General features: G+C 45.8%; 6 protein-coding genes and 1 pseudogene. 4 read left to right on the forward strand and 3 right to left on the reverse strand.

The annotated features are described in order from the left end of the window. Positions 1 to 76: 76 nt before the first annotated feature. A pseudogene (locus FNE76_RS08515) lies at positions 77 to 382 on the reverse strand (RNA-guided endonuclease TnpB family protein); the annotation flags it as partial. A 224-nt stretch (positions 383 to 606) separates the two neighbouring features. Between FNE76_RS08515 and flgG the strand changes: the two are divergent. The 4 genes from flgG (at position 607) to FNE76_RS03525 (ending at position 11,533) form a co-directional block, all read left to right on the forward strand. Further along, positions 607 to 1,395, forward strand: coding sequence for a flagellar basal-body rod protein FlgG (gene flgG, locus FNE76_RS03510; RefSeq protein WP_006016181.1), 789 nt, complete (start codon positions 607 to 609; stop codon positions 1,393 to 1,395). 7 nt (positions 1,396 to 1,402) lie between these two features. After that, the gene (locus FNE76_RS03515) at positions 1,403 to 1,867 is read left to right on the forward strand and encodes a phosphatidylglycerophosphatase A family protein (protein ID WP_120947571.1); all 465 of its coding nucleotides are present in this window, start codon (positions 1,403 to 1,405) and stop codon (positions 1,865 to 1,867) included. A 57-nt stretch (positions 1,868 to 1,924) separates the two neighbouring features. Continuing rightward, on the forward strand, positions 1,925 to 10,606 hold the full coding sequence (locus tag FNE76_RS03520) for a vacuolating cytotoxin domain-containing protein (RefSeq protein ID WP_185962982.1): 8,682 nt from the start codon (positions 1,925 to 1,927) through the stop codon (positions 10,604 to 10,606). A gap of 108 nt (positions 10,607 to 10,714) precedes the next feature. After that, positions 10,715 to 11,533: an NAD(+)/NADH kinase gene (locus FNE76_RS03525; RefSeq protein ID WP_120947575.1), complete on the forward strand. Its 819-nt coding sequence runs from the start codon at positions 10,715 to 10,717 to the stop codon at positions 11,531 to 11,533. 185 nt (positions 11,534 to 11,718) lie between these two features. On the opposite strand, the gene FNE76_RS08230 is transcribed toward FNE76_RS03525, so the two are convergent. Together FNE76_RS08230 and FNE76_RS03535 are read right to left on the reverse strand one after the other, a co-directional pair. Further along, positions 11,719 to 13,596: an FtsK/SpoIIIE family DNA translocase gene (locus FNE76_RS08230; protein ID WP_162983046.1), complete on the reverse strand. Its 1,878-nt coding sequence runs from the start codon at positions 13,594 to 13,596 to the stop codon at positions 11,719 to 11,721. Positions 13,597 to 13,683: 87 nt separating this feature from the next. Continuing rightward, positions 13,684 to 15,981, reverse strand: a complete 2,298-nt coding sequence (locus FNE76_RS03535) for a RecB family exonuclease (RefSeq protein WP_143928378.1) — start codon at positions 15,979 to 15,981, stop codon at positions 13,684 to 13,686. Positions 15,982 to 15,983: the final 2 nt, after the last annotated feature.

The following is a 15,983-nucleotide window of genomic DNA, read 5'->3' on the forward strand; positions in this document are numbered from 1 at the left end:
GATTTTTAATTTTTCTATGCAATGCGGTTATTCGAGCACACCACTTCACGGCGTGTGCCCCTTTTCTTTTTAGGAAGTAGTTAGCTACCTTTTTAAATCTAGGGAGTCTGCCCTGCTTTTTAAAAAACTTTTTGTAGGTTTTGTCTATTCTTTTTGTGATGTCTTGCAAGGTTTAAGAACCCAAAGTTTTCAAAAAAGCAAAGCGTGCTGTTTTCTTTAGTTTAGTGATGTGTTTTTGCAAGGTGTAGGGCTTTAAGTGTTTTTTAAAAGTCTATAATGCCTCTTATGTAAGGCGATACAATGGTCCATAAAGGCGTAGCAGTTTGCCGATGTGCTTATTTTTGTTTGTATTGTAGAGTTTCTGTTTGTAGGCGATTAACATTGGGGTATTATACACAACCCCAGTGATATTTAAGAGTGTGCGGCAACTCTCCGCTTAGCTTTAAGCTTGTGGGCTTTAGCGCGCAGATGGTAGGGTTTTAAGCATCACAGAGTTAAGTTAATGTTAAAATTTTCAACGGATTTGTCTCAAAAATCCTATATTTTGATGGGCGTTAAAGAATTTTGGCTATAATGTCCTTTTATTCTCTCTCTGAAAGGCTAGCCATGTTGCGATCTCTTTATAGTGCCACCACCGGGATGTTAGGGCAACAAACCCATATCGACACCACTTCTAACAACATTGCCAATGTCAATACCGTGGGTTTTAAAAAACAGCGCGCGGATTTTAACGACCTCTTTTACCAAGCCCTCCAATATGCCGGCACTTCTACATCAGACACCACCAAATCGCCCAATGGGATCGAAGTGGGCTTGGGCGTGCGCACTTCTAGCGTTACCAAGATGTTTTCTCAAGGTAGCCCCAAAGAGACCGAAAATAACCTAGACATCGCCATTACCGGTAAGGGCTTTTTCCAAATCCAAATGCCCGATGGCTCGACCGCCTACACCCGCGCGGGCAATTTTAAGATCGACGATCAGGGCAATATGGTTACTACTGAGGGGTATTTGCTCATCCCCCAAATCACCTTCCCTCAAGACACCACCCAAATTAGCATCGGGGTAGATGGCACGGTGAGCGTTACACAGGGCAATGCCAGCACCTCGAATGTGATAGGCCAAATCACTTTGGCTAACTTCATTAACCCCGCCGGATTGCACGCTTTGGGGGATAATTTGCTCGCTGTAACCTCCGCTAGTGGTCCGGCCATTGTGGGCAATCCTAATGGCGATGGCTATGGGCAATTACGCCAAGGCTTTTTAGAGCTTAGCAATGTGCGTTTAGTCGAAGAGATGACCGACTTAATCACCGCCCAGCGCGCCTATGAAGCCAATTCCAAGACGATCCAAACGGCAGATAACATGCTACAGACGGTCAATAGTTTGAAACGCTAGGATTTTCTTGCGCTTTTTTAGCAGAGAGTGTTTTTTAACCCTGTTTTTCTCGGGCAAAGTATCTAAGGGACCGGGCACGGCAGGCAGTGCAGTCGCTCTTGTGCTGGGCTTGCCCATCTTGTATGTTTCGGCTAACACGCTTTTTTTATGTGCGATTTTAATCGGCTTGATTGCCATCAAGCAAATTGACATCTACGAGGCACAGACCAACACCCACGATGACAAAGAGATTGTGATTGATGAATTGGTGGGCATGTGGATGGCGATGGCGATTGCGGGTTGGAGTTGGGTCGGCATCATCGCTAGCTTTATTTTCTTCAGACTCTTTGATATTCTCAAGCCCTCTATCATTGGCAAGATCGATCGCGATGTCAAGGGGGGCTTAGGAGTCGTGGGCGATGATGCACTAGCCGGAATTTTAGGCGGGCTTTGCGCGCTGATCTTAACCCACTTGGTGAAGGTCTTTTTCTAGTGGTGGCTAACAGATTGGGGGGTAAATTTTATGATAGAATAGACGATTATGAAAGGCATGAAAAGACAAGGTGGCTTAATCCTTAGATGTAGGCGTGTACTTGCACGGCGTGCGGGTTTTAAGGCTAGGGCTTTGCGTTGCAAATTAAGCCCGCCTACACCAAGCCCCACGCTTAGAAGGCGTGTTTTTGGGGGGGCTTTGATCTTGGGGATGTTGCTTGTTGGGGAGGTTGGCGCAACATCTTGGAGGTCGGGAAATCAGACTCTCAACATGCAAAATATTGGGCAATACATCTATGACAACTCCACTAACAATACTTGGTGGGGTGGAAGTAATAAGTTTTACCGCTCTTACTCCAATGGGGGTTATTATTGTGCCAATTTTAATTGTAATAACCCTATAACCTTAAATGGCAATGGGGGGGGCACTTATACTTTCAATGGCTACACCTATAGTGGTCCGCTTAATATCAACACCCCTAATGCCAACTTGCAATTAGGCAATGTCCATTTTAATAATAACTGGGCAGGCCGCCAAACTGACCAATTTAACGCCCAAAATATCATTATCAACAATGCTTTTAGCTCGGGACAGAATACTAATTTGCAACTCAAAGCCAGTAGTATCACCACTTCAAACGCCCAGATCAGTGCTAATAATGGTCAAGGGATTAGCTTTGATACCTCCAAGATGGATATTAGTTCGACCACCTTCAGTGGGAATAGCACCTTAAACTTTGGCAGTGTCAAGGACATTAGCTTTGATAACACCAATTTCCAAACCGGCAATGTGCAGTTTGGCACTCTTAACAATGCGACTTTCAAGGGCACTTTCAACTACACAGGGAATCAGCAACTCACCATCAACGCACAAGATATTAATGCACAAGGGGCCACTATCTCTGCGAGCAATGGGGGGCTTAAACTCCAATCAAATCAGAGTGCTAATTTTAATGGGACAACCTTTGGGGGCAATAGTGCCATCACCTTAGGCATCAAAGGGCAAGCCACTTTTAATGGGGCGACTTTTAATAACGACAAAGTGCAAATCCAAGGGGCTAATAGCCTAGACTTTCAAGGGACAACCACTCTTGATCAAGCCTCTCCCTTTACTAACGTGAGCGTGCCCATTACGCTTAGCCCGGGTGCAGTATTTGATATTAATACCAATTTGACTAAGGGCCAAACTTTTAATATTTTGGGCACGACCGGGAATAGCACCATAGATTACAAAAATTACGCCAATAATCTTTGGCAACTCATCCACTACCAAGGGGCTACCGGGAGTCTATACACGGGCAATGGGGTTAACAACCCTAGCTCGGGGGTTGGCACCTACCAAGTGGTCTTTAACCAAAATGGGGCGCAATATGTCGTGCAAGAGATTTTTGGCAGTAATTCCATCTCTTTAAAAATGCTCTCCTATGTTCCCCCACCCCAAAATGTGTGGAGCACCGTATCTGGCTTGACCACGGGGACTTATAATGTGGGCGATGGGGGGATCGCCTATATCAATCCCAATGGAAACACCCTAAGCGCATCGGTTCCATGGTATAACTTTGCTAATGGTAGCTTTAATGTTCAAATTAAAGGCAATGGGACTTTGATCTTAGGGAACGATAAAAAGGCTGTTGCCAGCGGGGGGACAATTTGGTTGGGTCAAAGTCAAGCGGTCATTTATGCCATCAACGGGAAGTTTGCATCCTATAACATCTATATGACCAATAATTTCAAAACGGGCAATGACTTTAGCGGGGGGACTGGGTATTTGGGTTTTGCTGCCGACAATGATTTCACCATGAAGGGCTTGAATTTCACTAATGTGTATGCGGGCACTGCTTATAGTGCTCAAGATTGGTTCACTGCTAATAAAACCATGGAAATTAGCCAGTCCAGTTTTGTGGATAACACGGGTGGCGCATGGTATTTTAATGCCCCTGAGATGACAATCACCAACTCTATCTTTAGCGGTGATGGCACCACCATGGACTTTAATGTCTTTAATAACAATAACACTGCAAAGGGTTGGACACCCAAAAGTATCCAAGTAATCAATTCCACTTTTACAGAGAAAAAGCGGGGGAGCATTAATCTCCAAAGTGGCAATATCACGATTGGTGGGAGTAATTTTGTTAGTGGTAATGCCACTAATATTAGCTTGAGTGCTAGCCAAGCCTTGAGCGTGAGCGACACGATTTTTAATGATCCATGGGATACTAGTGGGAGTGGGGCGACTATTGCTCTAGGGGGTAGCTCGGTTAGTTTGAATAATGACACTTTCAAGGGGACCAACAATGCGGTCAAGATTGTGGGGGCTGGTGGGAATGGATCGGCTCAAAATCTCACCATCAGCAACACCCAATTTGAGAGCAGCAAGCAGATCAACATTGATGCCAATCAAGCCACCTTTACCAATACCACCTTTGACACCACCGGCTATGGCAACCCCACCAATAACTTTAATATCCAAAAAGCCACTTTTGATAACACCACCTTTGAGGGGTATTCACAATATAGTTTTAGTCCCAATGGCACGGCGACTTTTCAAGGCACCACCACCATTGGCACGACTAATAATGGCGTGCCTGCTTCGCCCTTTGCAACTCTGGGCGGGAACATCACTTTAAGCCAAAATGCCTTGTTCAACATTAAAAACGCCTTGCAGGCGGGGGCTTCTTACACGCTCTTAAAGGGCAAGATCAATTATAACGACAGCCAGTATGCCAAATCTCTATGGCAACTTGTCAATTACCAAGGCATGCAAGGGCAACTTTTAAGCCAAAATGGCGATGTTTATACCGTCGGGTTTGATGTGGGTGGCTTGACCCTCAAAATGCAAGAGACTTTAAACAATGATTCTTTTACATTGCAACTTTTAACGGCTGTGAAAGATGTTTGGCAATATGTGCAGCCTTTAGACGGGGCGCATAGCGTTAGTATTGGTGATGGGATTGCCTACATCGATCCCAATCAAAAAAATGCAGCTTCTCCCTATTTTAACCCTAATGGTAACTTGCTCCAAACTTGGGGGACCTCCATTTTGGGGATTCCCTACCACACCTCATTTACAATTAATGTTGATGGAACGGGGACTTTGGTCATTGGGAATAACCGCCAACAAGTTGCAAATGGGGGGACTATTTCTTTAGGGACCGGATCCGGACAAGGATCAGCTGCTTGGTTGTGCCCGACCTGCTACGTCACCGGCACCTTTAATGCCCCTAATATTTATCTCACCAACACTTTTAAAACGGGTAATTTTGCCTACGGACAGGGTGCTGGGGTTACTTTTAATGCCACAAATGACCTTACCGCTGATGGCTTGACCTATAGCAATGTGGCTACCGCCTTTCCCGGAATACAAACAGGAATTAGCCAACACTCCCGTGCTTCTTTTAGCGCACAGACAATGGAGATCACCAATTCGCATTTCTTTGATGCGACTTGGGGGAGTTTTAGTTTTACCGGCTCTAAGCAGATCACTTTTAATCAAAGTGCCGTGCAAGGGAGTAATACCCAAGTTACGCTCAATTCCCCTAGCATCAGCTTAAATGGTGGGGGTTTCTTCTTGGGGCTTGGGAGCACGCTAAGCATTGGGAATAATGGTGGGGGTGCTAGCCTTGAGGGCACTGATGCGACCTTTAATCTCAACCAACAAAGCCATGCGACCTTTAATACTGCTGTTAATTTGGAGGGCGATAGCGCGCTTTTCTTAAATAACTCCAGCACCGCGACTTTTAACCAACAAGCAGATTTTGCGGGCGATAGTGCGTTGAATTTGGACAATGCTAGTAGCATCACTTTTAATGGCAACACAACCCTAAGTGGCAATGCGCTTTTGAGCTTGATGAACACGGGTGGGCAAAAAACCAACCAAAGCAAGGTGGCTTTTAATGGCACAACTACGCTTAGTGGCAATGCAAACATTAGCTTATCTCAAGGGAGCGTAGCGACCTTTAAGGGTTTGGCGACTTTTGGGGGGCAGTCTAGCCTAAACATGGTTGGGACGGGGCAGAATACCCAAAATGGGCAACCACAGACAACAGCCACTTTTCAGGGCGGGGTTACTTTTGGTGCGCAGTCTAGCTTGAATCTGAGTGATGGTGCCAGTGCTAGCATACAAGGGCAGAGCAACTTTGAGGGGAACACCACCAATCTTTCCAATAGCTCTTTGAGCTTGCAAGATGTTACTTTTAATGCGGGTAACTTGGTGGTGGAAAATAGCACCTTTAATGCCAGCGGGGCTGTGAGCAGTGATGGCACAACCAATATGAATTTATATGGCAATAATAGCTTGAGCATGGGCAGTTTTACCCTCAATGGGTTTTTAAACCTCAATGGTGCGATGAGCCCTGACACGGCTCCCTTGATCAAGGTTACCAATAATTTCACCTTAGCCCAAAAAGGGAAACTTAATCTCTCTAACATTGATATCTTCACTAATCTTGGAAATAAAAAATCAAAAACCTTTGATATTTTAAAAGCGGGTAGTATTGTGGGGCTTAGTGGGGCGGATGGTTATCAAAACATTGGGCTTTATGGTTTGCCTATTCAAGATGCTTTGTATAACCAAGCCAATGATAGCTGGAGCTTTGTTAATCCCCTCAATGGCAACCAGATCATCACTGAGAGCGTGCAAAATAATAATCTCACGATCACCATCTCGGCTAATCCTAACCCTAGCCCCACCTTAGCCAATCTCTACAACATCGCCCCTGAGCTTTTTTATTACAAACAATCCAAGCAAAACACCACGGGAACCAGCTATGATTATAGCGATGATCGGGTGGGGACGTTTTTCCTAGATAGTAATATCAAAGGGACTTTCACAGCCCCTATTACTGCCCAAAATCCTAATCCTACTCCCCAAGTGCCCACCACCTACAACACCAGCGGACACCCCCTAGACCCGCTTTACATCTACAATAGCCCGATCAATAAGCAAGTTTTGGCTAATCTCTTTGACATTGCCTCTAGCCTATTCCCGGCCCTAGAGCAACTCTTAAAATCTTTCAATATCAATGATCTAAGCGATCCTAATAAGCTTTTACAAGCCCTCTCAAACTCTAATATTAGCTTGACAGACCAGCAAAAACAACAGCTTTTGGATTTTATCGGTTCTCTTTCAAGCAATATCAACCAAACCTTTAAAAATGGGACTTTGGTCGTGGGGGCTCCACAGGTCGGGCAGGTCAATAACACGAGCCAAGTTTGGTTTGGGGGGAATGGGTATGCGGGCATATGCGCCCAAAACTCTATCTGTAAAACCTTTGGGAACACCTACCTAGGGCAACTCTTAACTTCCACGGCAGGGGCTCTAGGCTATATTGATGCCAATTTCAACGCCAAAGATATTTACATCACCGGGACCCTTGGTAGCGGGAATGCGACCCAGACGGGTGGGAGCGCGTCTGTAAGCTTTAATAGCGCAACCAATTTGGTTTTAAACCAAGCCAATGTAACCGCCGAGCAAACCGATCAAGTCTTTAATCTTTTGGGCACAGGGGGCATTGATAAAATTTTAGGGCAACCCGGGCTAGGGCAGGCATTGGGGAACATCATTTACCAAACAGCCTCTAATAATGGCTTGATCCCCCAAGGCTTGCAAGATTTATTGCCCAAATCCTTAAGTAGCAAAACACTAGGATCGATTTTTAATGCCAGTGATTTAGGCCCCATTTTGCAATTACCCGGTTTTGCCACTGCCATTAAAGATATTATGACTTCTAAAACGGTGGGTTCTTTACTAGGCTCTAATGGACTCATTAGCCATTTGGATAGCGCACAACAAGCAAAAATCTACACCATGCTTAATGATGAGATTCAAAAAGGTTTGAATAGTCTTCCTACAGCTGCAAAAATTGCGGCACAAGTCGGGCTTGGTATTGTAGGTGGGACCAAAGGGGCTCAATCTCTTATTGACAAGTTTTATGCCAAAGACACCCTTTGGACCTTGATGGAGCAACTCTCTCCGGCAACGGGCATGACTTTAAACCAAGCTTTGGCAATGGGGGACACGCCCCAAGGTGTTGCTAGTTTGCAAAAGTTCTTAGACACCACCACTTTTGGGCAAATCTTTAAGATAGTCTTTGAGAATACAAACTTAGTTAATCAGGGTGTGGCATGGCTGGGTCCTCAACTTTTAGGCACCATTCTTAACATGGCGATCCAAGATGCGATCAACCCCCCCAAAGCCCTCACCAACATGGCACAAAATGTCGGGATGAAAATTCTAAGCGACATCTTAGGACCAGACACTATAAAAGCCTTGCAGGATAACACCATGGTTAGCAATGTGATCAATGGCATTATCAAAGATGGCGGTTTGGGGGGTGTTTGGCAAAAGGGCTTGGGAAGCATCTTACCCCCTAATTTGCAAGAAGCCCTTAAAAAAGCAGGCGTGGGGTCTTTATTGGCCCCTAAGGGTCTTAGCACGCTTTGGGAGAAGGGTTATTTTAGCTTTTTAGCTAATGATAATGTCTTTGTGAATAACAGCACTTTTAGCAACGCCACCGGGGGAGATTTGAGCTTTGTTGCGGGCAAATCTCTTTATTTTGTGGGTAATAATAGCATTGATTTTACCAACTATCAAGGCACGCTCAATCTCTTTTCTAACGATGTTTCTAACATTAACTTAACCACCCTAAACGCCACCAATGGGCTCACTATCAACGCCCAATTCAACAATCTGGCCGTCCAAAAGGGCACGATCGCGCTCAACCAATACGAGAGTTTGAGTGTGAGCGCGAATAATTTTGGCTATTTGGGCACAATCAATGCCGATGGGGCGGTCAATCTCTCCAGTGTAACCAACCAAACAGAGTTAGCTACGCTCAATCTCACCCAAAATAGCACCTTGCAAGCCAATAACTTAACCATCACAAAGGCACTCACCAGCACCTCTAATAGCGTGCTCAATGTCGCCCAAAATCTCAATTTGCAAAGTGGGGCAACCCTTGATCTCAACATCACCAAACTACCAGCCCCCAACACACAAGCAACACAGACACCAACAGCAGATGGCTTGCAAATTGGGGGGGGGTTTAATAGTGCGGGTACGGTCAGTTTGAGCGTGGATTCTTCTCTTGCCCCTAGCCAACCCTTGATCCAAGCTAATGGGCTCATCAATTTTAGTTTAAACACCCAAACGCCCTTGAGTTTCAGCGTCCAAGCCCCACAAGGTGCCACCGCGCCCATCAGCGGTGCTTATACTCTCATGCAATCTAATAGCTGGATTCATTACAACCCCACAACCTTTAACCCCAATAACTGGCAAGATTACCTCAATCTTTATACCAGTTTGAAAATCAATGGGACTAATTTCCAGCTCAATGCACAGGGCACGGGCTTAACCTACAACGGGCAAGCGGTCAATATCAGCGATCGCGGTTTGTTGGTTACCTACCAAAATGGCAATAACCAAAGCGTGAGTGCCTCGATTGCTTATAATAAAATCCAAGTGGGGGTCAATCAGCCACTCAATATTGAAGTGCCCACGATCAAACAATACATCAGCCAAATCCAAGGGGAAGCCAGCGTGCGCGCCATTGAACAAGCCGGGGGACCTGATGTGATGGGCTGGTTTAACAAGCTCTTGATTCAAACTAAGAATACACCCCTCTTTGCGCCCTATTACCTCGAGCAACACTCCTTGCAAGACATGGTAAAAATGGCTAAGGATATTGCCAATAGTATCGATTTAATTGCTAGCCCCACACTTAAGGCTAATGCCTCCGATCTCTTGCAAATTAGCTCCCACACCAAGCAGATGAGCCGTCTAGCCAAACTCTCTAGTTTCAGTGCTGAGCCGGCGGTCTCCTTCCATGACTTTTTGCAATCCCTCAAGGGTAAAAAGTTTGCCAGTGCCGTACCCAATGCGATGGATATTATCACGGCTTATTCCCAAAGGGATCGCTTAAAAAATAACTTTTGGGTTACCGGCGTGGGCGGGGCTAGCTTTGTGGCTGGGGGCACGGGCACGCTCTATGGAATCAATATCGGCTACGACCGCTTCATTAAGGGTGTGATTGTGGGCGGGTATGCCGCCTATGGCTACAGCGGTTTTTATGGCAATATCAGCAACGCTAGTTCTAATAATGTCAATCTTGGGTTTTATAGCCGTGCTTTTTTAAAGGGCAGACATGAATTAACCGGGAGCATCAATGAGACTTGGGGCTATAACAAAGCAACTATCAATGCGATCAACCCCATTTTATCGGTCGTGAATCAAAAATACGATTACAATACATGGACGACCAACATCGGTGCCAATTACGGCTATGACTTCTTTTTCAAAGAAAAACGAGTCATTTTAAAGCCCCAAATCGGACTCACTTACTACTACATCGGGTTATCCCGTTTGCAAGGCTCGATGAACAACCCTCTTTATAACCAGTTTAAAGCCAATGCCGATCCGGCCAATAAGTCCGTACTCACCCTCAATCTTGCCCTAGAGAGTCGCCATTATTTCAAAAAGAACTCTTATTACTATGTGATTGCGGGCATTGGGCGGGATTTATTTGTCAATTCTATGGGCGATAAGCAAGTGCGCTTCATTGGCAATGATACCTTGAGCTACCGCAATGGGGGGCTTTACAACACTTTTATGAGCTTGACAACTGGGGGAGAGGTGCGTTTGTGGCGATCCTTTTATATCAATGCGGGCATTGGGGCGCGTTTTGGGTTGGATTACAAAGATATTAATATTACCGGGAACGTGGGGATGCGCTATGCCTTTTAAGATAAAATTAAGCATTCATAGGGTATTATTCAAGTCCCCCTCCTTTTTAGCCCTGAGAGGTTCCTCTCGGGGCTTTTTTATTTGTAATCATTAGGTTTTTTAATCAGCATGAAACTCCCTCCCATTAAACGTGTACATGTCCTCCTCAAACCCGATCTCGCTCCTAAGCACTTGGAAGTCCTCCAAGTTGCCTTGCAAGAGGCACAGATGGATTATGACTTTTTGATTCCGCCAAAATCTAGCCCCCATGAAGCTTTGCTGTGCTTGGGGGGTGATGGCACAATCTTGGGGGCTTTGCGCCATAGCAGTGCAGCGGCTTGTTTTGGAATCCATGTGGGCCGTCTGGGATTTTTGAGCGCGACCAATTTGGAGGGCACTTTAGAGTTTTTAAAAGCCCTTAAAGAAGGGCGTTATAACTTGCACCAACATTTGATGCTAGAGGCTTACATGGGCAAACAACCCCATACCTTCCTCTGTGCTAATGATATTGTGGTGGCTAAAAAAGACTTTTATGGCATTTTAGAATTGCAATTATTTATTGATCAGACTCTAGCCAATGTCTATCAAGTGGATGGTTTGATTATCGCCACGCCTCTAGGCTCCACAGCGTATAATATCAGCGTGGGCGGGAGTGTAGTTCACCCTTTGTGCCAAAATATCTTAATCACCCCCATTGCCCCCCACTCTTTAAATGAACGCCCCTTGATTTTGGGGGCACACGCACGCTTAGAGATTGTGGCGCAAAAATCTTGTGTGGTGGTGCTCGATGGGCAGAGCCACCACACCCTAAGGGCTCACCAAGTCCTAGAGGTGCAGGCATCTACACGCCAAGCCACCTTGCTCCAACCTTTGAATCGCAACTATTTTAAGGTCCTCAAAGAAAAATTCTCTTGGGGGCTAAAAGAACTCCCCAAAGAGAGGACATAGGGGGATGTTTTAACTCCAGCCACGGAGCTTTTTTAAAGCCATGTGCAGATGTTCGCGTCCCGGAAATCATTCCAGCAAAGAAGTGCGATCGGGGTATATAGACTGTGGTAAATATGCGGGAAGGCATCTAAGAGGGATTGGAAGATAATAGAGATTTATAAAATTTTCTAAGATTTCTTGCAGAGCTAAGACGGCTCAACACCGCTAACATCTTTATTGTGGCAAATCCAATGCACCACCCGTTCAACCTCTTCTTCGGTCACATAAGGGGCGTGTAGTCTTAATAATGCATTACTTCCCGGTGGGGTGAAGAGCATATCGCCCTTGCCTAGCAGACTTTGCGCCCCCTCAGTATCTAAGATTACACGCGAATCCACCTTAGAGCCCACTTTAAAGCTGATCTTGCAAGGTAAGTTTGTTTTGATAACACCTGTGAGCACATCCACGCTGGGGCGTTGGGTAGCAATGATCAAATGAATCCCGCTGGCACGTCCCATTTGGGCGATCCGCATGATCGGGGTTTCTACATCTTTGCCACCCACCACCATTAAATCGGCTAGTTCATCGATCATGATCACCAAAAAAGGCATGCTCTCTGCCTGCGCTTTGGCGTGGTAACTCTCGATATTTTTAACCCGTTGCTGGTTTAGCAGGGTGTAGCGGCACTCCATTTCACACACGGCATTTTCTAGGGCTTCTATGGCTTCTTGGGGCGTGGTGATGATCGGGGCTCTCAAATGGGGGATATCCGCATAAAGGCTAAATTCTACGCGCTTGGGGTCAATGATGATTAATTGGAGCTGATCGGGAGTGTTTTTAAAGAGCAAGGATAAAATCATCGCGTGCATGCCAACACTCTTGCCACTGCCGGTGGTGCCAGCAATAAGCAAATGGGGGAGACTCTTAAGATCACTCACATAGGGCTGACCCACCACATCTTTACCCAAAGCCAGTGCTAAGGGTGGGGCTTGTCTGAAAGCTTCACTCTCTAGGATTTCTTTTAAGCAAATAGGCGTGGGTGTGGGGTTGGCAATCTCAATGCCCATCACATCTTTACCCTTGATCGGGGCTTGAATCCGAATAGAAGGGGCACAGAGTGCCATTGCCAAATCATCAGCTAGAGCTAGGATTTTGCTCACCTTGATATGCGGGGCGGGGCGTAACTCAAAAGTGCTCACAACGGGTCCTACATGGGTGCTCACCAACACCCCTTCAATTTTAAACATGCGCAATTTGTCTAGTAATTGCTGGCTCTTTTGCTCCATTTGAGGCAAATCTAGGGCTAGGGGCATCTCTGGGATGGGGTTGAGTAAATCCGTGCTAGGCAGGGTGTGATTTTCAATTCTATGGGACTTAAGGGGTGTGATCGGGGTTGTTTCTATTGGATCTTCTAGGGCGCGTCTTTGTTGCACCAAATCCATATAAGCTGAGTTGGGGGGGGTGGGTTTAGCCGGGTCAGAAGTAGATTTAGAAGGGCTGACTAATTGGACTTGTTGGGTGCAAAGGTCTTGGTTTTCTTGGCTGTAATAGCTCACCTTGATTTTTAGGGGGGAACTGGGGGGCTCCTCTTGGGGCTCTTTGGGGGTTGGGGGTTGTGTTTGGGGGGGATTTTGGGCTTGCCAAGATTTTAAGGGGCTAGGCTTGGGCTCAAAGAAGTTTTTTAGCGCATTGTTTAAGAGTTTGAGACCTTTTTTGAGTCTAGAGGGGGCTTGCAAACCAAACTGATAAAGCCATGTTTTGGAGGTTTGGTAGGTGCTAGGCATCAAAGTAGCCCACGCCCATATCCCCATGCATAAAATACACACCCACACCCCCAAAGACCCAATATAGACTTTTAACGCCCCCGTCAAGATCACACCCACCATACCTTTTTGGAACACCAAAGCCTGGATGAATAAGAGAGTCAAAAAGGCGATCAAGCTGGCCAGCAAGTGTTCTAAGGCTTTAAGAGTAGCGCGGCGTGCTAGAGTTACTATATAATACAGATAAAAGACATTGAGATAGCCCACATAACCAAAGTAATGGGTGTTAAAGCGTGCCACCTCTTGACCTATAGTCCCCACCAGCCCGCCACCCCCAAACCAAGTGGTTAAGAATAGAACAAATAAGAGGGCATAAAAAAGCCCAAACCCTATTTTAATGCCCCCTCCTCATTCTATGCCACACATATCAGTATAGGGGCAAAATTGGCAATTCTGTCTAAAGGGGGTTTTTTCAAAATCCACTTCACGATCCAAATCCCCCAATAAGGCTTCTAAGCGTTCTTGTTTGCCCTGCAATATTTCGGGGGTTTCTGGCACAAGTTTGCCTGCCCTGAGATCGTAAAATGCGGTTTGGATCTGACCCTCTAGCCCCAGAGAAGGGGCGGCAAGTTGGTAAATTAGCAACTGGTAATCTAAGCCCTTGGGGCTGTCTAGGTCCTTATCCACGCTCACTTTGGATTTAAACTTGTAATCCAAGATGGCATACGACCCATCTACGCCTTGATCGATGCGATCAATGCGCCCATTAATTAAAACCCCATGCCAAGAGAAAGAGAATTTTTTTTCACACGCCAACACCTTGCCACTAGCTAACCTTTTTTGCTCCTCAGCAAAAAACGCCCCCATTTTCTCCAAACCCAACTTAACATTTAAATGTTCTAATGGGCTTAGATTTTCTAGGCGTTGTTGGAGGTAGTTTTGCATGTGCGCTTTGGTGATGGGGGTTGCGGGGTGGGTGCTGTAGTGCTGGTATAAAATCTCATGGAAGAATGTCCCCATGTTGAAACCCTCTGTGGGCGTGGGCGCATAATTTTTGATATATTTAAAGTAGAAACGGCGTTTGCAGGCACTCCAATCGTTAAGCTTAGTCGCACTCCATGTAAAACCAGCAGGGATGGTTGTGGTGATTTTTTCCTCTTGGTAATTGAGTGTGCGGGGGTTGGGGAAGAGTTTAAAGGGGGGTGGGCTGTTTTTGTTTTTATGGCAATCGAGTAATTGGAGCTCTAAGATCATCTTGGAGTAAGTGCCATTGTTGGCTTGGCTGTAGGCAATGTCTACTTGGGTGCTGTTTTGCAAAAGCTGGTAGTAATAGTGCTTTTTGAGATTCAATTTATCTTGCAAGGTGGGGATTTTGAGGCGTTGGCGGGTGGGGGTGTTTAAAAAGAGGTCGTGATCCTTGATGTGGGGCACGAGGTGATCGTTAAAATCCAGTAACACCACATGTTCAAAGCGCAAGCCCCTAGTTTCTAACACATCAAGTACCTTGACCTTCCCCCCGCCCACATCATCAATGCGTAAATCCTTGAGGGCACGCATGTAAAGTTCTAACAAGTCTTTAAACCCATAGCCCTTCAGGCTAGCTTGGATGGGGGCATAGGTGCACCTAAACTCCTCATTAAAACTTTGGAGTTTAGGCGGGATGGTGTGGTAGATTTGCAAACATTGTTGGCATGCTTGCTGGAGTTGCTCTAAGGGGGGCTTGGGGTTGTGTGGGTCTGGTGCAAAGTTTTCGAGGGCTTTTAAATAGGGCTCAAAGATCGCGCATGCCTCTTTCCCACGAGCAAAATTCAAATTGCCCTTAATATCTAAGAGTTTGAGCCATGCATTCATCTCAGGACTGGGCGTGATGATGGCTAATTTGCTGGGCTCTAAGCCTTTTTTGAGCCACTCTTGCACACGGGCTAAAGCTAAGCCAATTTGTTCCATGCGCTCATTAAAGCCCCAAATGTTGATTTTATCTTTTTCAAAGGGAGTGTATGTGCTGTGCAAAATAGGATTCTGCCCGCCCACAAGGGCGCGTAAATCTAGCGCGTAGGTGTGATCGACTTGCAATTCTAGGTGCAGAAAATCTAAAAAATCCTTGTTGTAGCGATCGCAAGCGGTGTGCAAGATCACGGGCACTATCTCATTGATTTTAAACAGCATTTCCTTTTCGCATGCATTTAAAAAGCCCTCCATGTAAAACTCAATGTGGTTAAATTTTTGGAGCACGCTGGGGAGCAAGATAGGTTTAAGTGCCAATAGCGGGTCGTAAAAACCCCATGTTTGCAGGGCTTGGGTGTAGCGATCATAAATGCGTTGCAAAATCTCTAGATGGTAGGCGTAATCCCCGTAGGTGTCTTGACTAGGGATTTGGGCAATGTCTAGATCAAACTTAGCTAATTCGCTAAAAAAATGCGCCACAAAAGCACTCCCATCCAAATACCCCAAAAAGGTCTTTTCAAAAACAATTAAGTTTTCTGACCCCTCTAAAACACCCTCCTCTTGCACCTCTTGGATCGCGCCCATTAAGAGCACTTGGCGCACGCCCTCTGGGATTTTTTGCAAATGGGGCACATAGCTCACTTGGCTATAAAACTCTGACACGCTCCAAACAGTGGGCAAAAACCCATCCTCTTGTTGGGCACAAAATGCATTGCACGCACGGCGACTACTAAAGACATAGAGAATATTTCCAGCAGACATGG

It is taken from the genome of Helicobacter mehlei (assembly GCF_007280785.1).
Lineage (GTDB): Bacteria > Campylobacterota > Campylobacteria > Campylobacterales > Helicobacteraceae > Helicobacter > Helicobacter mehlei.

Bases quoted from the DNA above. Each gene is read 5' to 3' on its own strand.
- FNE76_RS03535 (WP_143928378.1), bottom strand. From the start codon at position 15,981: ATGTCTGCTGGAAATATTCTCTATGTCTTTAGTAGTCGCCGTGCGTGC.
- flgG (WP_006016181.1), top strand. From the start codon at position 607: ATGTTGCGATCTCTTTATAGTGCCACCACCGGGATGTTAGGGCAACAA.
- FNE76_RS03520 (WP_185962982.1), top strand. From the start codon at position 1,925: ATGAAAAGACAAGGTGGCTTAATCCTTAGATGTAGGCGTGTACTTGCA.
- FNE76_RS03525 (WP_120947575.1), top strand. From the start codon at position 10,715: ATGAAACTCCCTCCCATTAAACGTGTACATGTCCTCCTCAAACCCGAT.